The organism is Sphingomonas sp. GW821-FHT02B09 (genome assembly GCF_059421875.1).
In genome coordinates this window covers 1-23267 of sequence record NZ_JBWKVV010000009.1, presented here as the reverse complement: position 1 = coordinate 23267, position 23267 = coordinate 1, and the positions used below count along the sequence as shown (strand labels likewise).

General features: G+C 65.2%; 23 protein-coding genes and 1 pseudogene. 11 read left to right on the top strand and 13 right to left on the bottom strand.

Going from position 1 to position 23267, the window contains the following annotated elements; translation table 11 throughout:
• Window positions 1-18: 18 nt before the first annotated feature.
• Together AC07U4_RS21785 and AC07U4_RS21780 are read right to left on the bottom strand one after the other, a co-directional pair.
• Window positions 19-1083, bottom strand: a complete 1065-nt coding sequence (locus tag AC07U4_RS21785) for a 4-oxalomesaconate tautomerase (protein ID WP_495197052.1) — start codon at window positions 1081-1083, stop codon at window positions 19-21.
• Window positions 1076-1747, bottom strand: coding sequence for a 4-carboxy-4-hydroxy-2-oxoadipate aldolase/oxaloacetate decarboxylase (locus AC07U4_RS21780; protein WP_495197051.1), 672 nt, complete (start codon window positions 1745-1747; stop codon window positions 1076-1078). The genes AC07U4_RS21785 and AC07U4_RS21780 overlap by 8 nt, the downstream gene beginning before the upstream one ends.
• 106 nt (window positions 1748-1853) lie before the next feature.
• Between AC07U4_RS21780 and AC07U4_RS21775 the strand changes: the two genes are divergently transcribed.
• The 3 genes from AC07U4_RS21775 (at window position 1854) to AC07U4_RS21765 (ending at window position 5094) form a co-directional block, all read left to right on the top strand.
• On the top strand, window positions 1854-3104 hold the full coding sequence (locus AC07U4_RS21775) for a LysR substrate-binding domain-containing protein (RefSeq protein ID WP_495197050.1): 1251 nt from the start codon (window positions 1854-1856) through the stop codon (window positions 3102-3104).
• A gap of 80 nt (window positions 3105-3184) precedes the next feature.
• Window positions 3185-4207: an amidohydrolase family protein gene (locus AC07U4_RS21770; RefSeq protein ID WP_495197049.1), complete on the top strand. Its 1023-nt coding sequence runs from the start codon at window positions 3185-3187 to the stop codon at window positions 4205-4207.
• Window positions 4207-5094 (top strand): amidohydrolase family protein, encoded by an 888-nt coding sequence (locus AC07U4_RS21765; RefSeq protein WP_495197048.1) that lies wholly within the window; start codon window positions 4207-4209, stop codon window positions 5092-5094. Before AC07U4_RS21770 ends, AC07U4_RS21765 begins: the two co-directional genes overlap by 1 nt.
• An 18-nt stretch (window positions 5095-5112) precedes the next feature.
• On the opposite strand, the gene AC07U4_RS21760 is transcribed toward AC07U4_RS21765, so the two are convergent.
• Both AC07U4_RS21760 and AC07U4_RS21755 read right to left on the bottom strand, forming a co-directional pair.
• Window positions 5113-5832: a hypothetical protein gene (locus AC07U4_RS21760; protein WP_495197047.1), complete on the bottom strand. Its 720-nt coding sequence runs from the start codon at window positions 5830-5832 to the stop codon at window positions 5113-5115.
• Between the two features lie 260 nt (window positions 5833-6092).
• The gene (locus AC07U4_RS21755; RefSeq protein ID WP_495197046.1) at window positions 6093-6845 is read right to left on the bottom strand and encodes an SDR family NAD(P)-dependent oxidoreductase; all 753 of its coding nucleotides are present in this window, start codon (window positions 6843-6845) and stop codon (window positions 6093-6095) included.
• A gap of 138 nt (window positions 6846-6983) precedes the next feature.
• Here AC07U4_RS21755 and AC07U4_RS21750 point away from each other — a divergent pair, with 138 nt between their 5' ends.
• Window positions 6984-7871, top strand: coding sequence for a LysR family transcriptional regulator (locus AC07U4_RS21750; protein WP_495197045.1), 888 nt, complete (start codon window positions 6984-6986; stop codon window positions 7869-7871).
• 305 nt (window positions 7872-8176) lie between these two features.
• Here AC07U4_RS21750 and AC07U4_RS21745 read toward each other — a convergent pair whose 3' ends face one another.
• The gene (locus tag AC07U4_RS21745; protein ID WP_495197044.1) at window positions 8177-8317 is read right to left on the bottom strand and encodes an ester cyclase; all 141 of its coding nucleotides are present in this window, start codon (window positions 8315-8317) and stop codon (window positions 8177-8179) included.
• Between the two features lie 145 nt (window positions 8318-8462).
• A complete protein-coding gene (locus AC07U4_RS21740; RefSeq protein WP_495197043.1) occupies window positions 8463-9386 on the bottom strand; it encodes a LysR family transcriptional regulator in 924 nt (307 codons plus the stop codon).
• A 54-nt stretch (window positions 9387-9440) separates the two neighbouring features.
• Here AC07U4_RS21740 and AC07U4_RS21735 point away from each other — a divergent pair, with 54 nt between their 5' ends.
• The 3 genes from AC07U4_RS21735 (at window position 9441) to AC07U4_RS21725 (ending at window position 14481) form a co-directional block, all read left to right on the top strand.
• On the top strand, window positions 9441-10334 hold the full coding sequence (locus AC07U4_RS21735) for an SDR family oxidoreductase (RefSeq protein WP_495197042.1): 894 nt from the start codon (window positions 9441-9443) through the stop codon (window positions 10332-10334).
• Window positions 10335-10372: 38 nt separating this feature from the next.
• Window positions 10373-11245 carry an NmrA family NAD(P)-binding protein gene (locus tag AC07U4_RS21730; protein WP_495197041.1) on the top strand — a complete coding sequence of 291 codons (873 nt, stop codon included), beginning with the start codon at window positions 10373-10375 and terminating at the stop codon, window positions 11243-11245.
• A 188-nt stretch (window positions 11246-11433) separates the two neighbouring features.
• Window positions 11434-14481 carry a S41 family peptidase gene (locus tag AC07U4_RS21725; protein ID WP_495197040.1) on the top strand — a complete coding sequence of 1016 codons (3048 nt, stop codon included), beginning with the start codon at window positions 11434-11436 and terminating at the stop codon, window positions 14479-14481.
• A gap of 67 nt (window positions 14482-14548) precedes the next feature.
• On the opposite strand, the gene AC07U4_RS21720 is transcribed toward AC07U4_RS21725, so the two are convergent.
• From AC07U4_RS21720 to AC07U4_RS21710, 3 genes are all read right to left on the bottom strand, one after another.
• Window positions 14549-15136, bottom strand: a complete 588-nt coding sequence (locus AC07U4_RS21720) for a TetR/AcrR family transcriptional regulator (protein ID WP_495197039.1) — start codon at window positions 15134-15136, stop codon at window positions 14549-14551.
• A gap of 76 nt (window positions 15137-15212) precedes the next feature.
• A complete protein-coding gene (locus tag AC07U4_RS21715) occupies window positions 15213-16280 on the bottom strand; it encodes an aldo/keto reductase (RefSeq protein ID WP_495197038.1) in 1068 nt (355 codons plus the stop codon).
• 124 nt (window positions 16281-16404) lie between these two features.
• Window positions 16405-17250 (bottom strand): enoyl-CoA hydratase/isomerase family protein, encoded by an 846-nt coding sequence (locus AC07U4_RS21710; RefSeq protein WP_495197037.1) that lies wholly within the window; start codon window positions 17248-17250, stop codon window positions 16405-16407.
• A gap of 93 nt (window positions 17251-17343) precedes the next feature.
• Between AC07U4_RS21710 and AC07U4_RS21705 the strand changes: the two genes are divergently transcribed.
• Window positions 17344-17751 (top strand): winged helix-turn-helix transcriptional regulator, encoded by a 408-nt coding sequence (locus tag AC07U4_RS21705; protein ID WP_495197036.1) that lies wholly within the window; start codon window positions 17344-17346, stop codon window positions 17749-17751.
• A 122-nt stretch (window positions 17752-17873) separates the two neighbouring features.
• Here the strand turns inward: AC07U4_RS21705 and AC07U4_RS21700 are convergent, their stop codons facing one another.
• Together AC07U4_RS21700 and AC07U4_RS21695 are read right to left on the bottom strand one after the other, a co-directional pair.
• Complete coding sequence (locus AC07U4_RS21700) at window positions 17874-18845, bottom strand: DMT family transporter (protein ID WP_495197035.1); 972 nt, start codon at window positions 18843-18845, stop codon at window positions 17874-17876.
• Window positions 18842-19996: an alpha/beta hydrolase gene (locus tag AC07U4_RS21695; protein ID WP_495197034.1), complete on the bottom strand. Its 1155-nt coding sequence runs from the start codon at window positions 19994-19996 to the stop codon at window positions 18842-18844. Before AC07U4_RS21695 ends, AC07U4_RS21700 begins: the two co-directional genes overlap by 4 nt.
• A gap of 127 nt (window positions 19997-20123) precedes the next feature.
• Between AC07U4_RS21695 and AC07U4_RS21690 the strand changes: the two genes are divergently transcribed.
• On the top strand, window positions 20124-21023 hold the full coding sequence (locus tag AC07U4_RS21690) for a LysR substrate-binding domain-containing protein (protein WP_495197033.1): 900 nt from the start codon (window positions 20124-20126) through the stop codon (window positions 21021-21023).
• A gap of 76 nt (window positions 21024-21099) precedes the next feature.
• Here AC07U4_RS21690 and AC07U4_RS21685 read toward each other — a convergent pair whose 3' ends face one another.
• Complete coding sequence (locus AC07U4_RS21685; protein WP_495197032.1) at window positions 21100-21558, bottom strand: winged helix-turn-helix transcriptional regulator; 459 nt, start codon at window positions 21556-21558, stop codon at window positions 21100-21102.
• On the opposite strand from AC07U4_RS21685, the gene AC07U4_RS21680 reads away from it, so the two are divergent.
• Both AC07U4_RS21680 and AC07U4_RS21675 read left to right on the top strand, forming a co-directional pair.
• A complete protein-coding gene (locus tag AC07U4_RS21680) occupies window positions 21557-22117 on the top strand; it encodes an EthD domain-containing protein (protein WP_495197031.1) in 561 nt (186 codons plus the stop codon). The two genes, AC07U4_RS21685 and AC07U4_RS21680, sit on opposite strands and share 2 nt — an antisense overlap.
• Before the next feature lie 27 nt (window positions 22118-22144).
• The gene (locus AC07U4_RS21675; protein ID WP_495197030.1) at window positions 22145-22318 is read left to right on the top strand and encodes a hypothetical protein; all 174 of its coding nucleotides are present in this window, start codon (window positions 22145-22147) and stop codon (window positions 22316-22318) included.
• 216 nt (window positions 22319-22534) lie between these two features.
• Here AC07U4_RS21675 and AC07U4_RS21670 read toward each other — a convergent pair.
• Window positions 22535-22846, bottom strand: a pseudogene (locus AC07U4_RS21670) (integrase core domain-containing protein); the annotation flags it as partial.
• Window positions 22847-23267: the final 421 nt, after the last annotated feature.

Here is a 23267-nt window from a genome sequence, read left to right as displayed (position 1 = left end):
TGTGACGTGTCGGCGGTCTCAGCCGAAAAGAATTCCGTCGAACAGCTTGCGGGCGGTGCGGAGCATGGCCGCCCCGACAACGTTGCCGTCCTCGTGCAGGTCGATCACGCAGCCGGTCGCGCCGCTGGGATGCTCGACGTCGAGCGATTTCGATTGCCCGTCCGGCACGACCGCAAGGCCATGCGCGGGCGACCCGTCGATGAGGCAGGCGGTGGCGACGCTGACCGCGCCCAGCACGCCGATCGAGGCGTGACAGCGATGCGGAATGAACGAACGCACGCTGATCGCACCGCCGTTGCGCGGCGCGGCGACCAGCATCAGCTTGGGCACCGATTGATCGGTGACGTCGCCAAGGTTCATTAAGGGCCCGGCCTTGAGCCGGATCGCCTCGATCCGCACCTTCAGCGTCTCGTCTGAATCGAGCGTCGCGCGGTCCTCGTAGCCGGTGATACCGACGTCGGCCGCGCGCAGCACGACGCAGGGCATGCCATTGTCGATCAGCGTCGCGTCGACGCCGTCGATGACATCCACTGCGTTACCAGTCGGCAGCAACGCCCCGCAGCTCGAGCCGGCGATATCGGCGAAGGCAAGCGGAACAGGTGCGGCCGTACCGGGAACCCCGTCGATCCGCGCATCGCCTTCGTAGGTTACGACGCCGTGCGGGGTATCAACCGTCGCGGTGGCGAGCTTGCCCGTGTTGACCATGAAGATCGAAACCTTCGTCTTCTCGTCCCTTGCCTCGACCAGGCCGCGTTCGATCGCGAACGGGCCGACCCCGGCCAGCATGTTCCCGCAATTCTGCGCGTCGCTGACGATTGCCTGGTCGACGAACACCTGGAGGAACAGATAGTCGACATCGGCGCCGACTTTGGTCGAGCGCGACACGATCGCGACTTTCGACGTCAGCGGGTCGGCACCACCCATCCCGTCAATCTGGCGCGGATCGGGCGAACCGAACGCGCGCAGCAGGAACGCGTCGCGCAGGGCCGGATCGGCGGGCAGGTCGGCGGCAAGGAAGAACCCGCCCTTCGATGTGCCGCCACGCATCCACATCGCGGGGACGGCGTTCGGGTGCTCAGACATATTTCAGCCCCTTGGCGGCAAGCCGCTCGCGCATCGCATAGATGTCGAGCCCGAGTTCGCCGCTGGCCATCCGGTCGCGCTTTTCTGTCTCGCGCGCCTCGCGTGCCTGCGCCTCCGCAAGCACCGCTGCCGCGTCCGCGCGGCGCACGACGCAGACGCCGTCGTCGTCGGCCACGATCACGTCGCCCGGCTCGATCCGTTCGCCCACACACACCAGGGTCACGTTGACCGAACCCAGCGTCTCTTTAACGGTGCCCTGCGCGAAGATCGCCTTCGACCAGACCGGGAAACGCATCTCGGTGAGATCGCGGACGTCGCGAACGCCGGCGTCGATGATAAGCCCGCGGCAGCCCCGCGATATCGCCGACGTGGCGAGCAGGTCGCCGAAATAACCGTCGTCACAGGGCGACGTCGGCGCAACCACGAGAATGTCGCCATCCTTCACTTGTTCAATGGCGACATGCATCATCCAGTTGTCGCCTGGCGGAACCGAGACGGTGACCGCAGACCCGGCGATCCGCGCGCCTGCATAGATCGGACGAAGACGGCTGCCGAGCAGGCCGATCCGGCCCTGTGCTTCGTGCACGGTGGCGACGCCGACCTTGGCGAGGCCGTCGATGACCGACGGTTCAGCACGTTCGATATGAGTGACGACGCTGGGCATCTCTAATCCTCGATCCTTTTCTTCGTTACCCTCCCTAGGAACCGACGACGATCCAAAGGCAAAACGGATTTGCGCACAAGGCATAAGCTGTGCTGAGGTCCGAACCATGCCAAGCCTTCGCGACCTCAACCTGCGCCATCTCGATGCGGTCGCCACCGCGGCACGCCTGGGAAGCATCAGCGCGGCCTCGCAAGCGATGAACCTGTCGCAGCCTGCGCTCACCCAGGCCGTTGCCAAGGTCGAGACGGTGCTCGGGCACAGGCTGCTGGATCGGCAACCCGGTGGCGTGGTCGTGACCGAGGCCGGACGCCTAATGACCGGCCGGATCGAGCATGCCCTGGCGTATGTCGCGCAAGGCGGGCGGAGCGTACGCCGCGGGGCGCGCCTGCCCCCCCTGCCCAACGTCGAACGGCGGATCACGCTCGGCCAGTTGCTTGCCCTGATGGCGGTCGACCACGCAGGCAGCTTCGCGCTGGCCGCCAGGCATACAGGATTGTCCGAGCCCGCCGTTCACCGTGCGGCGCGCGACCTCGAACAGTTGTTAGAAGTGCCTCTGCTGGCCCGGCAGGGACGAACCGTCCAGCCAACCGCGGCGGCGATACGGTTGCTGAGATTTGCTCGACTGGCACACGCGGAACTGGAGTCGGGCTTCGACGAACTCGCGGCGCTGCATTCGGAAGGCGCAGGGCGGATAACGGTCGGCGTCATGCCCCTGGCGCGCGCGATCCTGCTCCCGCAGGCACTCGCACGCTTTGCTCGCCTCTACCCGGTGGCCTCCGTCGATGTCGTCGAAGGACCCTATATCGAGGTGCTCTCGGCGCTGCGCGAAGGCGGCATCGACGTGGTCGTCGGGGCGATGCGCGATCCGCTGCCCGTGACCGACGTCGTGCAGGAACCCTTGTTCGACGACGACCCCGTCATCGTGGGACGCAAGGGCCACCCCCTGCTGGGCGAACCGGGCTTCGTCTTCCAACGTCTATTGGATTTTCCGTGGGTTATCGCCGCACCGGGGGCTCCCGTACGGCGCCGGTGGGAACAGATGTTCAAGGAACAGGGGCTCGAACCGCCACGCCCGCGGATCGAGTGCGGGTCGGTGATGGTGGTGCGCGGGCTCATGCTGGAGGACGACTGGCTGACGCTCATGTCACGCGACCAGTTCCTGCTCGAAGACCGCGCCGGATTGCTGGGCGAGATCGCCGGAGCCGGCTCGTCGCTGCGCCGGCAGATCGGGATGACGACCCGCCAGGATTGGCGACCGACCCAACTTCAGCGTGAGTTCCTGAGCATCTTCCGATCGACCTGCGCCGAATGGACTTCAGGAAAAGCAATGGACGGACAGCCGTTTCGATACGCCTGACAGGCTTGGTGCGTTTAGATACCCCGCATCACGTCGCCGACAAGGCGGACGCCAACCCTCGCCATCCTGGGAACGCAGCCATGATCATCGACTGCCACGGCCACTACACAACCGCTCCAGCCCGCCACAACGCGTGGCGAGACGCGCAGGTCGCGGCGATCGGAAGCGGCGGCGACATAGACCCGGCCTACCCCGCCATATCCGACGACGAGATCCGCGAGACGATCGAGGCGAACCAACTGCGCCTGCTGCGCGAGCGCGGTGCCGACATGACGATCTTCTCGCCGCGCGCCTCGGCGATGGCGCCGCATGTCGGGAGCGAGGCGGTCGCGCACATCTGGGCCCGGCGCTCGAACGACCTGATCAAGCGGGTCATCGACCTCTACCCCGAAACCTTCGCCGGCGTATGCCAGTTGCCGCAATCCCCCGGCATCTCGATCGCGCATTCGATCGACGAGCTCGAGCGTTGCGTGACGGACCTCGGTTTCATCGGCTGCAACCTCAATCCCGACCCGTCGGGCGGCAAGTTCGATTCGCCTCCGCTCACCGATCGGGCATGGTATCCGTTCTTCGAGAAGATGGTCGAGCTCGACGTTCCTGCGATGATCCACGTCTCGGGCAGCTGCAACCCGGCAATGCACGCGACCGGCGCATACTACATCGCGGCCGATACGATCGCCTTCATGCAGTTTCTCGAAGGCGACCTCTTCCGGGATTTCCCGGACCTGCGCTTCATCATTCCCCATGGCGGCGGCGCGGTGCCCTATCACTGGGGACGCTATCGCGGGCTTGCCGACATGCTGAAACGACCGCCTCTTGCCGAGCACGTCATGAAGAACGTGTTCTTCGATACCTGCGTCTATCACCAGCCGGGCATCGACCTCCTGTTCAAGGTGATCGACGTCGATAACATTCTGTTCGGGTCCGAGATGGTCGGCGCGGTGCGGGGTATAGATCCCGAAACCGGCCAGTATTTCGACGATACCAAGCGCTATGTTGACGCGCTGGACATCTCCGACGCCGACAAGCGCAAGGTCTTCGAGGGCAACGCCCGCCGCGTCTACCCACGCCTCGACGCGCAACTCGCCGCACGGGGGCTGTGATGCCCGAGTTCACGATGGATCCCGCCTGGATCTGCTATCACCCTGCCCCGAGCAAGCCCGCCTTCACCGTGCCTGCCGGCGCGGTCGATGCGCACTGCCACGTGTTCGGGCCGGGCGATGTGTTCCCCTACGCGCCGGAACGGAAATACACGCCGTGCGATGCCGGCAAGGACGAGCTGTTCGCGCTACGAGACCATCTCGGCTTCGCCCACAACGTCATCGTCCAGGCGACCTGTCACGGTGCGGACAACCGCGCGCTGGTCGATGCGCTGCGGACCGCCGGCGACCGCGCTCGCGGCGTCGCGACCGTTCGCGATACGGTGAGCGATGCGGAACTCGCCGACCTTCACGCTGCCGGCGTGCGCGGCGTACGTTTCAATTTCGTCCGTCGTCTCGTCGACCCGAAGCCCGACGCGTACTACCGCGCGATCATCGACCGGATCGCTTCGCTCGGCTGGCACGTCGTGATCTATTTCGAAGCCGCGGATCTCGAAGAGCGCTGGGACTTCTTCACGTCGTTGCCGACGATCGTCGTCGTCGATCACATGGGGCGCCCGGACGTGACGCAACCCGTCGACGGCCCCGAGTTCGGGCGGTTCATCCGCCTGATGGACAGCCACGAGAACGTCTGGACCAAGGTGAGTTGCCCCGAACGCCTGTCGAAGGTCGGTCCGCCTGGCTATGACGACGTCGTGCCCTTCGCGCGGACGCTGGTCGAGCGCTTCCCCGATCGCGTCCTGTGGGGCACCGACTGGCCGCACCCCAACATGACCACGCACGCCCCTGACGATGGTGCGCTGGTGGACATCATACCGCGTATCGCGACGACCCCCACGCTCCAACACAAGCTGTTGATCGACAATCCGATGCGGCTCTACTGGGCATAGCCTGATGGGAGGATTGGATCAGGCCTGATGATGCGGGTCGGCGTGGGACGTTTCTAGACCTCCGATACCCGTATCACCTGATCCTCCCTCGCCCATCCCACCGCCGCCACCGCCACCGCCACCGCCACCGCCCGTTTTGGCGCCTTCGCCTCTTCCGCCAGCGTTTTTAGCCCCTCCTACCGATGACGCTGGCCGTGTTGGGCCCTGCATCGGTATCTCTAGGTCTGTGGGTATGGGATCGAAGTCGAGGGCCTCGCGAACGAAATTGCGGAGCGATACTACGAGATCATGGGTGTGCACCGGATGCCCGGCTACCAGTTCCCGAACTGCCTTGTCGGCAAGTCTAACATGCTCTTCCGTACCAAGAAGAATGATGTCGGAAAGTGCGGCTTCCACCGCGTCACGTATTCTCCTCGTTCGGTCTGATTTTGAGGCTGTCTCCGCGGTAAGGTCGAGCTGTGCCATCGGCTCGGCGGGTGTAGGAGAATCTAAGCCTCTGAGGTCCCGCTTGTGTGTCGGATCGACGGTGAGGTCGCCTGTGAATGATCCGCCCAACACCTTGTACGCCGCGATCAGGGTGCGCAGACGCTCATTAATCTGACGGTTCATCCGCTCACGGCGCTGCTGAAACGTCATCTGAGTTAGCAGACGAATGCCGACACCGAGTAGCGTGACCAAAATGATGCCGAACAACGTTGCGAGAAGGCTCTGCCAAGAGCTGAAGTCCAGATTGTGCAAACCGTTGACTCCTCCTGCGCCCATGGCGGCGGTTCAATGTACCAAAATCGGGGTAATCGAACTCTTAGGTCGTAACACCAAATTTATTTAGACTGCCTGACCGGAAACCCACATCCGGACATTCACATCGCCTTTTGTGCTCCCCAACTTCTGCCGATCGTTAATGTCGACCCCCGACAGCTAGAGCGCTCAAAGGCGATGATTTGTGGTGGGCGGTTCGTCCTCTTCGCGGTGACGAAATGCGCGGAGAGGATGTTCGACTAGAAGCTGTACCGGCGCATCCCGCCGTCCACGAGCAGAACGATGCCCGTCATGTAGCTGGCGCGAGGCGAAGCAAGGAACGTCACCGCGTTTGCTACGTCCTCCGGCTGGCCGAAGTCGCGGAGCGCGATCTCACGGCTCGCGAACTTGGTGCGCTCCTCTGCGGGATAGAGGCGGCGGATTTGGGCGGTGTCGATCAAGCCGGGCTGGACGCAGTTGACGGTGATGCCATGCTGCCCGAGCTGCTCCGAAAGCCCCTTCGACCAGACCACTAGGCCGGCCTTCGCTACCATCGCGGCATTGACGACCTCGGGTTCGAGATTACCCGACAGGCTGATTATCGCGCCCGCCTTGCGCGCGATGAAGTTTGGCAGCAGCTTCTGCGTGAGCTGACGATGCCGGTCGAAGTTCAACGTCATGCCCTCAACCCATAGCTCCTCTGGCGCGTCGATCTCCATTGGACGGCTCCCGCCGGCGTTGTTGACCAGGATGTCAACATGGCCGAGCGCTGCCAACGCGGCGGCGGCGATCGCCTGCGGCGCGTCGGCCGTCATGAAATCCTGCTCGAGCAGGACGGGCCATGTGCCGCCATCGGCTACGACCTCGTTCGCGAGGCTGGCGAGCAGCTCGGGATTGCGTGCCGTCGCGAACACTGTGACGCCTTCGGCCGCGAGTGCCTTGACGATCGCGCGCCCCAGTCCTTGGCTTGCGCCCGTTACGAGCGCAGTCTTGCCGTTCATGTGCAGGTCCATCGATCCATTCCTTCAATGATGCCGCATCCGCGACCGTGTGGGAGGGAGATATGCCGACCGCCGGTTACGCAGTAGCTCGTCTTTTCGTGCCTCACTGTTACAGATTTCTGTAACAGCAAATGTGCTACGGGAGTTTTCATGGACCTGCTTCAACGGCTCCGCATCTTCGTCGCCGTCGCGGATCGGGGCAGCTTCGCGCGGGCTGCGGAGGCACTCTCTATAGCTCGACCACGCGTGACGAACGCCGTCGCAGCGCTTGAGCAGGAAATGGGCGTTCGTCTGTTTCAGCGGACCACCCGGCGCACCGTCCTGACTGGCGAGGGCGAAACGCTCTACGATCAGGCCCTGCAACTGTTGGGCGAAGCCGAGCGGACGCTGAACCTGTTCGGCGGATCGGCCAACGCGCCACGCGGCCGACTTCGGGTCGATGTGCCCGTTGCACTGGCGCGGTCGGTCATTGTGCCTAAGCTGGCGGAGTTTCGATCAGCCTATCCGGACATCGAGATCGTTCTGGGCGTGAGCGATCAGCCCACCGACCTGATCGCTGATGGCATCGATTGCGTGATCCGCATCGGTGAGCTCCCCGTCGGCAGCATGGTCGGCCGCCTAATCGGACGGATCGATCTCGTTGTGTGTGGTTCTCCCGACTATCTGATTGGGAGAGGCACGCCGCGTACGATAAGCGACCTCCCCGATCATGACGCCGTCGTCTACTTCTCTGGCCGGGGGAGACGCCCGGTGGAATGGCACCTCATCGAGGATGGTGCAGAGCGGTTGGTCCGGATGCGTCCTGCGCTGCTTGTTAACGACTCCGAAGCGTTCGTCGCGTGCGCGATTGCCGGTCTCGGCCTCATTCAGGTGCCGCGCATTACGGTTGCCGACCACCTCGCGGATGGCGCCTTGGTCGAACTGTTAGGAGGCCTGTCAGCAGTCAGTCGACCGGTTTCAATTTTGTACCCCAGTCGCCAGCATCTCACCGCGCAGGTTCGGGCGTTCATTGAGTGGAGTGCGTCGCTGATCGACTAGCAAGGTCGCAATCTGGGTCGCGGTCGCAATCAGAGGTTCAACCTTGATTGGGTGCAGTCCTCAGATTTGTGAGAGGCGAGACCCACAAATGGACGTTCAGGCCACTTTGCTCGTCTCCTAACTTCAGACATTCGTTCATCGGGCGTGCGCGACCGACCGCGAAGACGGAAGCTGGGACAAAGCAGTCAAATTCGAGGGCCTCGCCGAACGGCGGGTTCAACCGAGAGCTGCCGTCCGCCGCTGTCCCGAAAACGATCGAGAAATGGGAAAGCCTCAGCTTTCCCAAAACCTGTATTGCGGGAAGGTTATGCCGAACCAGCGAGCTGCCTGTGCAGCGTCTTGTGATCCTCGACATGCCAGTTTTCGACAATCAGCCCGTTAGCGACCCGCATGATATTGGTTGCTAGATAGTCTATCGTCTGCCCGGTTCCTTGTCTGCGGACCATCAGGACCTGCTCCGAGCCGTGATCCCGATCCTCCAGCGCTTGGCCGAACGATCCCTCCTGGCGTCGCCTGCAACCGGTGACCGCACGTAGATCAGGCTGACGGCGGGAACCGGCGGACCTGCCGGTGCACAACGGCGAAGTTCGCCTAGGCCGAAGCCGTCCGTGCGAACTCGTCGATCAGATAGGTCATGAATGCACGCACCTTCGCGCTCACGAGCCTCGCGGAGGTATGCAGTGCCCATATCTCCGTCTGGGATGCCTCCTCGACGCCCCAGCTGACCAATCGGCCGGCGGCGACGTCGGCAAGAACCAGCGACCGCGGCAGCAGCCCGGCCGCGGCGCCCTCCAGGACCGCGCCCCGCAGCATCGAAAGCATGCCCAGCCGCATCTTGGGCTTGGGCTTGAAGCGCCAGGAGTCGGTGCCGTCCCGAATGGACCAGACGGTGTCGAGCGGCGGGACGTCGCGCACCACCACAGGGAGCACCTGTACGCCAGTTCCAGTGTTCGCAGGCGGACGAGGCAAAGCGGGCGAAGCGACCAGCCAGCGCTCGTCCCGCAGCACGCACCGGCCCACCAGCTGCTCGTCGGGCGATGGGTTGACGCGGATGACGACGTCGTAGCCGTCCATCGCCGGATCGACCAACCGATCCTCTGCCGTGACGTCGACCAGAACCTCCGGAAAGGCACAGCAGAAGCCCGCCACGATCCGGCCGAGCATCATCTCCGACAGGAGCAAGGGCGCGCTGATTCGGAGGCGGCCTTCCGGTCGTGCAGGCGCCGCACTCGCCGATGCTGCCGCGTCGGCGATCCCAGCAAGCAGCGGACTGATCCGTTCGTGCAGCATCGATCCCGCTTCCGTCAGGCGTACCGAACGACGGCCCCTCTCTAGAAGGCGCACCCCCAGCTCTTCTTCCAATTCCAGGACGCGGCGCGATAGGGTGGTCTTGGGCCTGCCGGCGCGGCGCGCCGCCTCGGCATACCCGCCGTGGGATGCCACGAGCTCGAAATCCGCCAGCGCCAGTAGGTTCATATCGTCCCGTGTGCGGGACGGCTCGTTCCAGATCAACATCTTTCGGACGGCCTATGAGCCGACGACATTGGGCGTGATCGAAGGAGGTGCTGAATGACAATCTTGGTGATCGGTGGAACGGGACAGGTGGGCACGCCAGTCGTCCAGCGCCTTGCGGCAGACGGCCTCCCGATCCGGGTCATGACCCGCGATCCCGCCAAGGCAACGCTGCCGCACGGGGTGGAGGCGGTCCGGGGCGACGGGCTGGACGTCGACGCGTTGCGCGCCGGTCTCGACGGAGCCAGCACCCTGTTCCTGTTGAGCGCGGTCGTTCCGGACGAGCTGACGCGGGCGCTGTTGGCGCTGGAACTCGCCGCCCGGGCAGGTGTCGGCATCGTCTATGTGTCGATGGCCAACGCGGACGTCTTGCCCGATGTGCCGCATGCCGCAGCCAAGCGCGCCGCGGAACGGCTGATCGTGGACCACGGACTGCCGGCCACCATTCTCCGGCTCAACTACTTCATGCAGAACGATGCGCTGCGAGAGCCGCTCCTCGACCATGGCGTGCACGGCATGCCGATCGGGCGCGTCGGCGCAGCGATGATCGACATACGCGACATCGCCGACATCGCCGCGCTCGAAGTAGTGCGGCGGGAGCGCGCGGAGTCGGCTCTTCCGTTCGAGCTGATCGATGTCTCCGGACCCGAAACGCTGACCGCCGACGCCATCTGTGCGATCTGGAGCGAGGTGCTCGATCGGCCGGTTCGATACGGGGGTGACGATCTCGCCTCGTTCGAACACCGCATCGCCGCGCACATCCCGTCTGGCATGGCGCTCCACGTCGCGCTGATGTTCCGCGCGTGGCAGCGCATCGGCGTCCTGCCACAGCCGGGCGCGGCAGACGCGCTGGCCAGACGCCTCGGCCGCCCACTCCGCACCTATCGCGCCTTCGCACAGGAATGCGCCGAAGTCTGGCTGCACGCCAGTACGAGCGTGACCGCCGGCTGACGCGGCGATGACAGATACAAACGCAAGGGGATAGGATGATGACCAGTTGCACGGTTCTCTCGGTCGGTGCCGCAGGCAAGTTCGCAGGTCTGGTCGTGCCGGAACTGGCGCGGCGCGGCGTCCAGGTGCGCGGGCTCGTCACCAAGGCGGAGGAGATCGACGTCGCGAAGCGGAATGGCGCCGTAGAAGCGGTCGTCGGCGACCTTCGCGATCCCGCAAGCCTCAATAACGCGCTGCGAGGCATCGAGCGGGTGTTCTACATCGCGCCCGTCTTCGCTCCGGAGGAGGTACAGATGGGCGTCAACATGGTCGCGGCGGCACAACGCGCCGGCGTCCGCCGCATCGTTTTCTCATCCGTGATCCATCCGATCCTGTCCGCGCTTGGCAACCATGCCGCCAAGGCGCCGGTCGAGGAGGCGCTGCTCGCCTCCAACCTCGAGTACGCCATCCTGCATCCCGCGCTCCTCTTTCAGAACTATGCGGCGGCTTGGCCGGCGGTGGAGAGGACAGGAGTGTTCGCAGAACCGTACTCGGCCGACGTGCCGGTATCGCGCGTCGACTATCGCGATGTCGCGGAGGTGGCGGCGATCGCGATGACCGAGGATCGCCTGCTCTACGGCACCTTCGAGCTGGCATCGCAGGGCAACCTCGATCGTCATGGCGTTGCCGCGCTCATGGGTGGTGTGCTCGGCCGCAAAGTCGAGGCGGCCACGACGCCTTTCGGCGAGTGGGCGGACAAGGCGGGCATTCCGGAGGACGACACCGTACGTCCAGGACTGGAAGCGATGTACGCCTGGTATGACGAGCATGGCTTCACAGCCAATCCGCTGACGCTCGAAGCGATTCTTGGGCGCCCAGCCCGCACTCTCCGGGCCTATCTCGAGGAGATCGCATCCGCGTCGAAGCCTTGAAAATGCGCGCCGCTTCGGGAACGGTCGCAGCCATCTTATCGATGCGCCGCTGCTGACCTGTTAGGAGCATCGGGCTTCGGGAATTCAAAGGCATCATGCTGCGACGATCTGCTCTGACTTTGCTGTGCTGCCTGATTGCATCGACACCGGCCCCGGCTAGCGCAGTCCACGCCGAAAACACGGCACCCTTGGCGCGCTTCCCGACGGCAAGCACGACGAGCCTCGCCTTCGTTGCGGAGGGCCAGCTCTGGTCGGTCCCCCGGCGCGGCGGACGGGCCGTCCGACTGACGAACGATCCTGGCCAGGTGCTTGCGCCGCATTTCGCGCCCGATGGGCGTTCCATCGCCTTCACCTGGCGGCGCGGGGGAGCGAACGACGTCTACGCCATGCCGGCCGAAGGCGGCACGCCTGTTCGCCTGACGCACGGTCCCAGCGCCGCTCCCTACGACAATCTGGTCACCGGCTGGACGCCAGACGGACGGTCGGTGCTATTCGTGTCGCAGCGGACGAGCGCGCTCGGCAGGTACGAAACGTTCGCAGTACCCGCGACCGGCGGGCTGGCGACGTCGCTGGGTATCGGCCATTCCGGCCTGTCCAGCATGTCGCGCGACGGGTCCCGGATCGCGTTCGACTGGAGCTTCCGCAATCTCGGCGGCGACCGCTGGAAAGGCTATCGGGGCGGCCAGGCCGGTGAACTCTTCATCTTCGATCGGCGGTCGCGCCAGCTCGATCGGCTGACGTCTTGGGACGGCATCGACACCGCGCCCATGTGGGTCGGCAACCGCATCTATTTCCTTTCCGATCGCGGGCCGGAACATCGCCTCAACCTCTGGGCTGTCGATCTCCGGGACAAGGCGGCACGACAGGTCACCCGCTATCGCGACTACGACATAGACATGCCGTCGCTCGGGCCGGGTGGGATCGCCTTCCAGCAGGGCGGCATGCTGCGCCTACTCGACCCGCGGACGGACGATGTGCGGGATGTGCCGGTGACGCTCCCTCCTGACCGGGGAGACGCCGCTCGCCTGCTCGCGGCGAAACCGTTCGTCCAGCACGAGGATATCGCCGGGCAGCCCGACTATGCTTTGGGGGTAGGCGGCACCGCTTTCGTGGTCGCTCGGGGCGACATATTCGCGGTGGGTGCGGATGGGGCCTGGCGGAACCTCACCGCCACGCCCGGCCATGTGGAGGATCATCCCGCCGTCTCGCCAGACGGCCGCGCCCTGGCCTTCGTAAGCGACGCCGATGGTGAGCAGCAGGTGGCGATCCTGCCGCTCGACCGCCCGGGGCGACCTCACGTCCTGACGCGGTTCCACTCGGGCTGGCTCTACACGCCGCGCTGGTCGCCGGATGGGCGGCGCCTGACGGTGGCGGATGCCAACAAGCGGCTGTGGCTGGTCGCAGCGGATGGCCGTGCCACCATGCGGATCGCCTTCGATCCGCAGGCCGACATCCAGGACGCGGCGTTCTCACCCGACAGCCGGCTTCTCGCCTACAGCGTGACACGGGCCAACCAGACCCGTGGCATTCGCCTGCGCGACCTCGCCAGCGGCAAGGAGGTGGTGTTGAGCGCGCCGCTCGAAAGCGATCACGATCCGGTCTTCACCGCGGATGGTCGCGACCTCCTGTTTCTATCCGCGCGTCGCGAGCATCCCTTCGTCTCCGATCGGGACCGCGAGGGCACGATCGCGACGCTGGGTTCGGACGGCCTCTACCGCGCAAGCCTTCCACCGCCAGGGGCCGATCCCTCGCTTTTCGCAGCGTCCACCCGCGAGGTGCCGGTGAAACTCGCCGGCGGGATCGCTTCCTTGCAGGTGCGGGGCGAAAGGCTGTTCTACCTGGCGACGCCGCTCCATGGCATCGAGGGTGATCTGCCCGGACAGGCCAGCGGCCTGCACGCGGTGCACCTCGGAACGCACGCGGATCGCGTCATCGCCGCCGACGTCGACGGCTATGTCCTGGCAGGCGACGGCAATGCCGCTCTGGTTGACAGGACAGGCGTCTTCCACGCCGTCGCAACGACCGACCGCGTTTCCGAAGACCGGGCTCTGAACCTCGATCCGCTGCGTGTCACCGTCGTTCCCGCCGCCGAGCGCCACGAGATGTTCGAGCAGGCTTGGCGGCTCGATCGCGACCTGTTCTGGGATCCTCGGATGAACGGGGTGGATTGGCAGGCGATGCATGACCGCTATGCCCCACTCGTCGTCCAGGCGCGCTCGCATGAGGACATGATCTACCTGTTGGGCGAGTTGCAGGGCGAACTCTCGACCAGCCATATGTTCCTGGGACGCGGCGACAGCGGCGATCCGCGCCCTCGTGCCGGCACCGCGATGCTCGGTGTCGATTTCGCGCTCGACGAAGCCAGCGGGCGCTACCGAATGGCGCATGTCTATCGGGGCGATGGCAGCCGCGAACGCTTCCGCGCTCCGCTCGGTGATCCCGCGCTCGGCATCGCGGACGGGGATTACCTGTTGGCGGTGGATGGCGACGTCCTGCGCGCACCTGACGATCCTTACCGTCTGCTGGCGGACCGGAGGGGGCCGCTACGCCTGACGATCGCCCGCAACGCAGAGGACCCCGGCCGCATCGTCACGGTCGATCCGATCGACGACGAGCACGAGATCCGAAAGCTCGACTGGATCGCCGGCCGCAAGGCGATGGTGGCTCGCCTGAGCGATGGGCGGTTCGGCTACCTCTACCTGTCGGACTTCAACGAACTCGGTGCAGAGGACTTCCTCCGCCAATATTATGCGCAAAGCGACAAGGTCGGGCTGGTGATCGACGACCGTGACAATCGCGGCGGTTTCACCAGTCAGTGGGTGCTGGGGCTGCTGCGCCGACCGCAGGCGGGCATCTTCGTCAACCGCGAGGGTGGCGTCACGACCCTCCCGGCCGCTCTCTCCCCACCACGCCTGGTCACGCTGACCAGCATCTTCTCCGCTTCGGACGGCGACCAATTCCCCTATTTCTTCGGCAGGACCGGGCTAGGCCCGGTAGTAGGCCAACGTACCCATGGCGGCGTCCGCGGGATCAAGGGCCTATGGCCGCTCGTCGACGGCACGATGATGACCGTTCCCAAGGACTCCCTGCTGACGCCTTCCGGCCGGCAGATCCTCGAGAACCGCGGCGCGGAGCCGGACATCGTCGAAGACGACCTTCCGGTGGGATCCTCGGCCGAAGATCGGCAACTGGAGCGTGCCGTAGAGGTGCTGAGCCAGACCAGACCTCGGGGCTAGGTCGATCCGGCGTTCCCGCAAACCGGACAGCCGGTGGAACGTTGTCGCATTCTATCGCGATCATATCTCAGCGCGATCGTGATCGGTTTCGTCCAATGCCAGCCATGACGAGCGAGATCACGCCATCCAGTCCTCGCATCTGATCTTCCGACGACCCACCATTCGCTACCATCATCGGATGATGATAGCGCGTCGTGGCATTGAGGATCGCAGTGGCCGTTACGGAAGGATCGCCAGCGCCGGGAAGTGTGCCGTCGGCAAGACCCGCGGCAAGGATGGAGACAATCTGGTCGGTCAGCAGCGCCGCATGCTCATCCTGCACCTGGGGCCTGTCGCGAACGACCTCCACCGCGGCGTTCAACAGCTCGGTATCCTCGGTTACCTTGCGCTGCTTGATGGCGGCAAGCGTGCGCAACCACTCGGCCAACCGTTGGTCGGCGGGAGCCTCCTGGCGCGCGATGGCCGCTGTCTGCTCCGACACGCGGTGAAGCCAGCGGTGGACGACGGCCCTCTGCAACGCCGACTTGCTGGAAAAGTGACGGTATACGTTTCCGTGGCTCATGCCCATCGTGCGCGCCACATCGACCACGTTGAGCTTGTCGATCCCGTGACGGCGCAGAAGGGCTTCGGCGGTGTCGAGGATGCGGACGGCCATGCCGCCCGCATCCGATCGGTTCGGCTCCATGATGGCCGCTATGCCGTGCTCAGGCGGCCACTGTCGAGCGGCCTCGTCAGTGTCCCATCAGGCGGCTGCCGCGCACGGCATCGCGGGGGATCGCCGCCTCGATCGCAGCGAGCGAAGCCGATGACAGGTGCATAGGCGCGCGCGCCGCCTCGGTCAGCCGTTCTATGGTGCGGGCGCCTGCCAGCGGCACGATGTCCGCGCCCTGGCTCAGGACCCAGCCGATCGCCGCCTGCGCGGCGGTGATGCCTTCCTCTCGGGCGGCGTCGGCCAGCGCCGTCGCGAGACGTTCGTTGTTCGTCCGGTTCTCGCCCTGGAAGCGGGGAAAGACGACGTTGCGGAAATCGCCATCGCCGCTGCCGGTGCTGCCGGTCAAAAGGCCGCGCCCCAGCACGCCATAGGCGCTAACGCCGATCCCGAGTTCGCGGCAGAGCGGCAGCACCTCATCCTCCATCTCGCGCGAAGCGAGGCCGTATTCGTGCTGCAAGGCGGTGATCGGATAGGTCGCGTGGGCGCGCCGCAATGTTTCGGCATCCACGTTCATCACGCCGACGTGGCGGATGTAGCCCTTCTCCACCATCTCGCCCATCGCTCCGATCGTCTCCTCGATCGGTACGGCGGGATCGGTGCCGGTCATGTAGAGGTCGATATGATCGGTGCCGAGCCGGCTCAGCGAATAGGCCAGAGCGGTCTTCATCGCGGCCGGACGAGCGTCTGCGCCAAGGAACGGGCCATCGGGTGCGCGGAGCGCGCCGAACTTGACCTGGACGAACGCCTGCTCACGTCGACCGCGTAGCGCCTCCGCCAGTAGCAGCTCGTTATGTCCCATGCCGTAGAAGTCACCCGTGTCGAGGAGCGTGACCCCAGCATCGAGCGCGGCTGCGATCGTGGCGAGCGCCTCCTTGCGATCGGCATGGCCGTAAAATTCCGACATGCCCATGCAGCCCAGCCCGATAGCGGAAACCAACGGACCGCCTTTTCCAAGCTCACGTCTTTCTAACGTCACCACTCGTCTCCGCATCGTGGATGCTGCCGACATAGCGATGATCGTAACGAATGACAAAATCTGTATTTTGTTACATTCAGGGTCTGGCTCATATCGGGTCTCCGAGATCATGACCGATGTGCCCGGTGGCGCAGGCCAGGGGACATGATGCGCCCGGGCTGGTCGCTCAGCTTATTCCGGGCATGGCAGCAATGGTCGAGGATGTCGGTGAGGCGGCCACCAGGCTGACGTGTCGTCAGTCGCGCCGCCGATTCGCGTGGAGGTTGCGAAGGAGCGTCTCGAGGTGACGCTCTCCCTCGACGGTCTGCGCTCCACATTGCATGCCGCCTCGGATCAGTGCCTCGGCAGCCGGGCGCGCGAACAGCGACGCCCACTCGGCTTCCTCGCGGCCGAACCCTGCTGTGAGGTCGGCGGGCGGAATGGTCCTCTTCACCGCTGCGGCGACGCCGTCCGGTAGATCGGCAATGTGGTGGGCGAGGTCGTCCACGAACTGGTCAAGCCTGCTCGCGGGCAGCGCACGATTGATCCATCCATAAGCCGCCGCCTCGGTGGCGCTGAACAGGTCGGCGCCCAGCACGATCTCCAGCACGCGCCCGCGCGGCATCCGGCTCGACAGATACTGCATCGCGCCGCCGCTTGGTACGATCCCCATCAGCGCCTCGACTTGCCCCAGCCCGGCGGTTTCCTCGGCCGCGAAGATCATGTCGGCCGCCGCGGCGAACTCGGTCCCGCCGCCCCGGGCGATGCCGGCGAGCTTGACGATCGTCACCTGCGGCTGGTGCCGGACCATCTCGCCAAGCGCTTGGAACACGTTCAGTCCGTCGGGTATCTCGCGCGCGATCGCGTCGAAGGCGTGCGGGTCGTCGATCAGCGTCATATCGACGTGCGCGATGAAGAACTCCGGGTTGGCGCTCTCGAACACGATCACCTTCACGGCGGGATCGTCTTGGACCGCTGACAAGAAGCCGCGCAGATCGGTCATGAGGGCCGCGTCGAGGACGTTCACCGGCGGGTTGTCGATAGCGACAATTGCCACTCCGCGATCATGAGCGATCGTCAGTGTCTGATAGTCAGTCGGCATGTCAGTCTCCCGGAAAGCCTGCCGCTAGGTATTTGACGTATACCTGACGTCAATTACGCACTATAAGCATCTCAGGGATGCACGAGGTTACCTATGCTCGCCGATCCGGCCTTCGATCCCGTTTACCGCGCCGACTGCCCCAGCCGCGCGATCCTTGACCAGATCGCGGACAAATGGTCGATGTTGGTGCTGGCGGTGCTGCGGGAGCCGCGTCGGTTCAATGCCATCAAGCGGCGGCTCGACGGCATCACCCAGCGGGTGCTGACGCAGACACTACGCAAGCTCGAGCGCAACGGAATGGTAACGCGCACCGTCATGGCCGGGGCGGTGCTCGGGGTCGAGTATGCCCTCACTCCGCTCGGACAGTCGCTGCAGATGCCATTCGCTGCGCTCTACGACTGGACGGTCGAACATATGGACGTGATCGTCGAGGAACAGCGCCGCTACGATCGAAACGTGGCGAGCTACAGCGCCGCAAGTCCGGCAACGGGTACGTCGTAGGCGACGGGTCCGTCTCCGACAGATGTTCGCAGCTTCGCCTCTGCCGATTGGCAATCGTGCTGTCCCTCGAAGGTGCCCAAGCTGCAGGGGACGATGTCGATTGGGCGTTCCGACAGATGAGTTTAGGTCTTACTGATCGCTCCCGGTCGCGTTGGCGCGGATCGGATCCCCGCATCGACGCTCCTCGTCCGAGACCCGACCATCAGCGCCACCCCGGCGAGCGTGACGAGAGCGGCGATCACCTTGCCCCATCCGATGGTTTCGTCGAGGAGCCAGGCCGACAGCGCGAGCGCGATCACGGGCGCGGCGTAGTTGAAGCTGTTGGCGAGGATCGGCGATGCGCTGCGGTTCAGGGCGAGGAACACCGCGTAGCCGATCAGCGTACTCGCGACGATGAGGAAGGCCAGGGCGCCCCAGGCTTGCAGAGGCACCGCCGAGTGAAGCGAGGCGCCGACCCCCCCGATCCACACCGCCGAGGCGAGCAGGGCACCTGTGGGAACAAGCTGCGCGGCCAGGCTGACGACCGGGTCGGCGGGCAACCGCAGGCGTGCTGCGCCGAGCGAGCCGGCGGCCCAGAGCGCGGAGGCGGTGAGCGTCATCGCGGCGCCGAGAGGGTGGAAGTCTGCGCCCGACGACGACAACCAGGCCATGGCGACCAGCCCGGCCAGGCCCAGGCCGATGCCCATCAGCTGTCGGGCGCTCAGCGCCTGCCGGAGAAACAGCCAGGCGAACAGGGCAAGGAACACGGGCGCCGCGGAACCGAACACCGAGGCGACGCCGGCCGGAAGGTAGTGGGTTCCCCAGATCGCCAGCGTCTGGCTGCCGATCAGCATCACGGGTCCCAGCGTCGCGGCTCCGGCGACCTCGCGCATCGAAGCCGGGCGCCGCCGCCAGCGCCACAAGGCGGCGGGGAGGATGACGATCGCGGCGATGCCGAACCGCAAGGCGGCCAGCATCAACGGATGGAAGGCCTCACCGCCGACCTTGAACGCCAGAAAGTTGGCGCCGTTGTAGAGCCACTGGTAGCCGACGCCGATGACGACGAGGGTGGAGGGCATGGCCCCGGGCGACCGACGCCCGCTCGCCTGGATCAAAGCCCCTTGCTCTCCAGCCAGTGGCGCATGGCCTGGACCAGCTCGGTCTTTCGTTCGACCGGCAGCCAGTGCGCGCCGGCGAGCCGGGCCACGGTGAGGTCCGTGCACGCCGCGCGCATCGGGTCGCCCAGGCGATTTCCGACGATGCTGTTCATCTGGTCGTAGTCGCCGTTGACGAAGAGGACCGGCAGCGTCAGCCGGCCGCCGTCGGGTGCCCGGCCGGCATAGGCAACGTTGGCGTCGTCGTTCAGATACCATGAGCATGGCCCGCGGAAACCCCGGGCATCGAACGCGCGTACCAGCGCCGCGAAGTCCGCCGCAGGCCAGAGCGCTGGATCGGGCTTCGTAGGCGGAGCATGGTGCGTGGCGCCGAAGCGCCCGCCGTTCCGCGTGACGAGGGCGTTCGAAGCCACCTTGCCGATACTGGCGGGATCGCCTCGCCGGTAGATCGAGGCCAGCGACGAGGCCTTGTCGGCATCGAGATCGGCAACGGCGGAGTCGAAGTGCGTGTTGTAGTAGCGATAGTAGTCCCACTGCCCGTCCGGGTATCGATCGGCGGGATAGATCGTCCGATCGACAAGGGGGACGAGCGTCTGCAGCGCGTTGTTGTCCGGGAAGTACGGCACCGAGATCAGAACGACGCCGCGGCTGCGCTGCGGCTCATGCGCGACCAGTTCACCGGCCACGACGCTGCCCCAGTCATGGCCGACCCAGATCGCGGGCCGGCCGCCGAGATGATCGTGGAGCTCCGCCATGTCTCCCACGACGTTCTCGATCGTGTAGGCGTCCGGCGCCGCGGGCGCGGACGAGCCGCCGTAGCCGCGCATGTCGGGTGCCACGCAGTGCCAGCCCGCCGCCGCGAACGCCTCCATCTGGGCCCGCCAGATCAGGCTCAGCTCCGGCCAGCCATGGAGGAAGACGATCAGCGGTCCGTCCGCCGGACCCGACTCCAGATAGTGGGTCGTATGGCGACGCGTGCTCAGCGTGCGGGAGACGAGGTCGGATGCGGACAAGGAGGCTCCCGAGGCTGCGCCCGTCGAGAGCACCGCGGCCGCGACGCCCATGCCGAGCAGGACGGATCTTCTGTCGGGTGACGGTCCACCGAGGAGGCCGAGCCGTGGAGGGGGCGTAGCGGCGAGATCGCGAGACATGTCCATGTCTCCTCCTACGTCATTCGCATCTGAGCCATTATCCTGATAATGGCGAACGGGTCTTGAAGCAAAGCTAACAGGTGCGTCGTTGCGACAGAGGGATCCGATTGAGGGCGTCTCGGTCTTCGTGGCCGTCGCAGAGGCGGGCAGCTTCTCGGAGGCGGCGAGGCGGCTGGGCGTCTCGCCTTCGGCGGTCAGTCAGGCGATAGGGGGGCTCGAAGGACGGCTCGGCGCCGCCCTGTTCCGGCGCTCGACCCGAAGCCTCAGCCTGACCGACGTCGGCAACGACTACCTCCTCGCGGCGGGGCCGGCCCTGTCGCAGCTCCGCCGGGCTGCGGACGAGGCGGCCGGCCGGAGCGGAAGACCCGCCGGACCCTTGCGCCTCACCATGCCGAGGGCGCCGTTCGAGCTGTTGATCGCCCCGGCGCTCGTCGCGTTCCAGGACGCCTATCCCGAGATCGAATTGGAGATTGCGGTCGAGGCGCGCCTGATCGACATCGTCAAGCAAGGCTACGATGCGGGACTGCGCTACGGGAACTGCCTCGACAAGGACATGATCGCCGTCCAGGTCGGAGCGGCCTCGGAAGCGGTGCTCGTCGCCTCACCGAGCTACCTGCGCGACCGGGCAGTGCCACGCCTTCCAGGCGATCTTCTCGACCATCGCGCCATCATGTGCCGCAGCCAGATCACCGGACTGATCATCCCATGGACCCTGCGGTCGGGAGAGGAGGTCGCTCAGATTGTTCCGCCATCGTCGGCGATCGTCCACGACCTCGCATCGCAGATCCAACTGGCGGCGGGGGGAATGGGTATCCTCAGCGCGCCGGCGGCATGCGTCTCAGGCCGGCTCGGTTCCGGGACGCTGGAGCGCGTGCTCCCGTCCTGGTCGTCTCCGATGGAGCCGCTCTACCTCTACTTCCCCACCCGTCGGCACCAGTCCGCCGCGTTGAAGGCGCTGGTGGCGTTCTTGAAGTGTCGCGTTGCTATGTCGCTCGAGAAGGTGGTGGAGGAGGGTGAAGCGGCCTGATGCATGCCTCTAGCGATCTCCCGCGCCCGTGCAGGCCCGCCAGGTGAGGCTAGCGAAGACACATGGATGCCAGGGATCAGCGCTCGTGGTGCGCGGCATCATAGGCCGACTGCGCGCTCGCGATGCGGGCTCGATTCGTCATCACCCAGGCACCCAAGGCCTCGACGGGGACTAGCAACTCTCGTCCGAGTGGGGTGAGACGATAGTCGACGCGCGGCGGGACGACGGCGAACACCGCCCGGTGGACGATGCCGTCGCGTTCGAGGCCGCGCAGCGCCGAGGTCAATACCTTCTGCGATATGCCGTCGAGTTGGCCCTTGATCTCTCCGAAGCGCATACTCCTGTCGGCGAGACACGCCACGATCATCAGCGACCATTTGTCGCCAAGCCGGGAGAATACCTGCTTCGCCGGCAGGCACTCGGTTTCCCAAAGGTGACTAAGTGTCAAGGAAGTGGCCTCTTCCAAATAATCAGGAACCGCTTCAGAGTCCGATCGGGCATTCTGTGCAACATCACGCTTTCCGGAGTTCGCCATGGATGATTCACTAACGATCGTCTTCTTCCTCTGGCGCAAGGAAGGATCCCGCCGAGACGAGTTCAGGTCGTTCTACAACGACGACCATCAAGAGCTGGTCGCCAAGACCGTGTCTCCACCTCCGACCTTCTTCGAGCGAAACTTTCGCGTCGACGAGGCGGGCGACGCGATCCCGCACCATTTCGGCCTGTCGACGTTCGACAGCTTTACCGCCGCGACGTTCGCGCGGCGAGCCGATTATGAAGCTTGGGGGCGGATCCTGGCCGATCCCGCCACAGCGAAGATGCTCGACGACAACGAGGCCGAGTTTACGCGACCCGACTGCCGGGTGCAGCTCGTCGCCGACGTGGTCCGCGCGGGTGCTATCCGACCGGTCGGCGGCGCCGGGGTGTCCTGCTGGCTCCGCCTGGTCCCGGCAGCCGATGGCATTGAGCCTGCCGGCTTCAGGGAATCGTACGAAGCCGCCGACGCAGAGCATGGGCCGCTACCCGGCGAGGTGCGTCGGATCCGCTATTATCCCCAGCCGACGTCGCCGCTCAGTTACGTGAGGAAGGCTTAGTCGCGCGCGACCGCAAGCCGTTTGCGGTTGATCGAGCACCTGACCTTCGAGGATCGACCGTCAGCGCAACGCGGCTTGGAGGCGCTACGCGGCCGCGATGCGCGTTCCGATCTTGTCGGCCAGGTAGAGGCCCTGCAGGTCGAACAGGAGCTGACGACGCCGTCAGCATGGCGGAGCTCGGGTCAGGACTCGTCGATGTGAGCGTCGCGATCAGGTTCAAGAGCCGCGAGGAAACTGGAAGGATCGTAGAGCTCTGACGTTAAGCTACTGCTTTGCACGTCTGGCATGCTCGGCTGATTTGGCTTTTGCTGCGCCGTGCCGGAAATGATGGACGTCGGATCCACCCTCCAAGCGACGGGACCTGAGAGCACCCGAAAGGCCTTTACCGGCCGCGACTCGCGAGCGAGGCGATGGAGCCTAGGTGTTCAGTCCCGGCATCTCGTGGATCGGGTTGACGATGAACCGGTCCGGCTCTGCCGTTCGGATCTTGGCGATGTATTCGTAGGGCATGAGCCCACTGAGCGCCTTGAGCCGGCGGGCGAAATTATAGGCGGCCATGAAATCGGCGAGCTGCGTCCGCAGCTGGTCGTGACTGTTATAGTGAAAGCGTTTGACGGTCTCGTTCTTGATGGTGCGGTTCATCCGCTCGACTGGCCCATTGGTCCACGGATGGTTCGGTTTGGTAAGCCGGTGCTTGATGCTGTTCGCCTCACAGATCGTGTCGAAGAGCATCTGACGCGACCAAGGCGGTGTTACGGTTACACGGTCACGCCGCACACGGTCGGTTGATCACGGCGGCGAGCACCTTCCCGATTTGGAACTCATAGCGGGACAGTCGCTCAACAGACCGCGGCAACGTCGCCTGGAGCACCTACTTTCTCAAAATATGTTCCCGATTGCCCTTTCCCAAAATGGTATGTCGGAGACGGAGAAGCGGGAAGCTCGCGCTCAACGAATGGCTGCTTTCGGGACGCCGGGTCGCCAGCCTGAACGACCGCGTAAGTAGACGTCAAGCTGAACTGAATTCGTGCTTTCGAGGATTATATCCTCGGCATGATCCGTGGCTCTCATGACCCGATTGTGTTGAAGAAGTCGGATGTTGGCGGGGTGCAAGCGGCCGAGGGTTTTCGCTGAACAGGGCTGACCGGCT

Bases quoted from the DNA above. Each gene is read 5' to 3' on its own strand.
- AC07U4_RS21735 (WP_495197042.1), top strand. From the start codon at position 9,441: ATGACAATCTTGGTGATCGGTGGAACGGGACAGGTGGGCACGCCAGTC.
- AC07U4_RS21680 (WP_495197031.1), top strand. From the start codon at position 21,557: ATGGATGATTCACTAACGATCGTCTTCTTCCTCTGGCGCAAGGAAGGA.
- AC07U4_RS21765 (WP_495197048.1), top strand. From the start codon at position 4,207: ATGCCCGAGTTCACGATGGATCCCGCCTGGATCTGCTATCACCCTGCC.
- AC07U4_RS21685 (WP_495197032.1), bottom strand. From the start codon at position 21,558: ATGGCGAACTCCGGAAAGCGTGATGTTGCACAGAATGCCCGATCGGAC.
- AC07U4_RS21730 (WP_495197041.1), top strand. From the start codon at position 10,373: ATGACCAGTTGCACGGTTCTCTCGGTCGGTGCCGCAGGCAAGTTCGCA.
- AC07U4_RS21770 (WP_495197049.1), top strand. From the start codon at position 3,185: ATGATCATCGACTGCCACGGCCACTACACAACCGCTCCAGCCCGCCAC.
- AC07U4_RS21750 (WP_495197045.1), top strand. From the start codon at position 6,984: ATGGACCTGCTTCAACGGCTCCGCATCTTCGTCGCCGTCGCGGATCGG.
- AC07U4_RS21775 (WP_495197050.1), top strand. From the start codon at position 1,854: ATGCCAAGCCTTCGCGACCTCAACCTGCGCCATCTCGATGCGGTCGCC.
- AC07U4_RS21695 (WP_495197034.1), bottom strand. From the start codon at position 19,996: ATGTCTCGCGATCTCGCCGCTACGCCCCCTCCACGGCTCGGCCTCCTC.
- AC07U4_RS21705 (WP_495197036.1), top strand. From the start codon at position 17,344: ATGCTCGCCGATCCGGCCTTCGATCCCGTTTACCGCGCCGACTGCCCC.
- AC07U4_RS21710 (WP_495197037.1), bottom strand. From the start codon at position 17,250: ATGCCGACTGACTATCAGACACTGACGATCGCTCATGATCGCGGAGTG.
- AC07U4_RS21740 (WP_495197043.1), bottom strand. From the start codon at position 9,386: ATGTTGATCTGGAACGAGCCGTCCCGCACACGGGACGATATGAACCTA.
- AC07U4_RS21780 (WP_495197051.1), bottom strand. From the start codon at position 1,747: ATGCCCAGCGTCGTCACTCATATCGAACGTGCTGAACCGTCGGTCATC.
- AC07U4_RS21745 (WP_495197044.1), bottom strand. From the start codon at position 8,317: ATGGTCCGCAGACAAGGAACCGGGCAGACGATAGACTATCTAGCAACC.
- AC07U4_RS21720 (WP_495197039.1), bottom strand. From the start codon at position 15,136: ATGGCCGTCCGCATCCTCGACACCGCCGAAGCCCTTCTGCGCCGTCAC.
- AC07U4_RS21715 (WP_495197038.1), bottom strand. From the start codon at position 16,280: ATGATCTCGGAGACCCGATATGAGCCAGACCCTGAATGTAACAAAATA.
- AC07U4_RS21785 (WP_495197052.1), bottom strand. From the start codon at position 1,083: ATGTCTGAGCACCCGAACGCCGTCCCCGCGATGTGGATGCGTGGCGGC.
- AC07U4_RS21755 (WP_495197046.1), bottom strand. From the start codon at position 6,845: ATGGACCTGCACATGAACGGCAAGACTGCGCTCGTAACGGGCGCAAGC.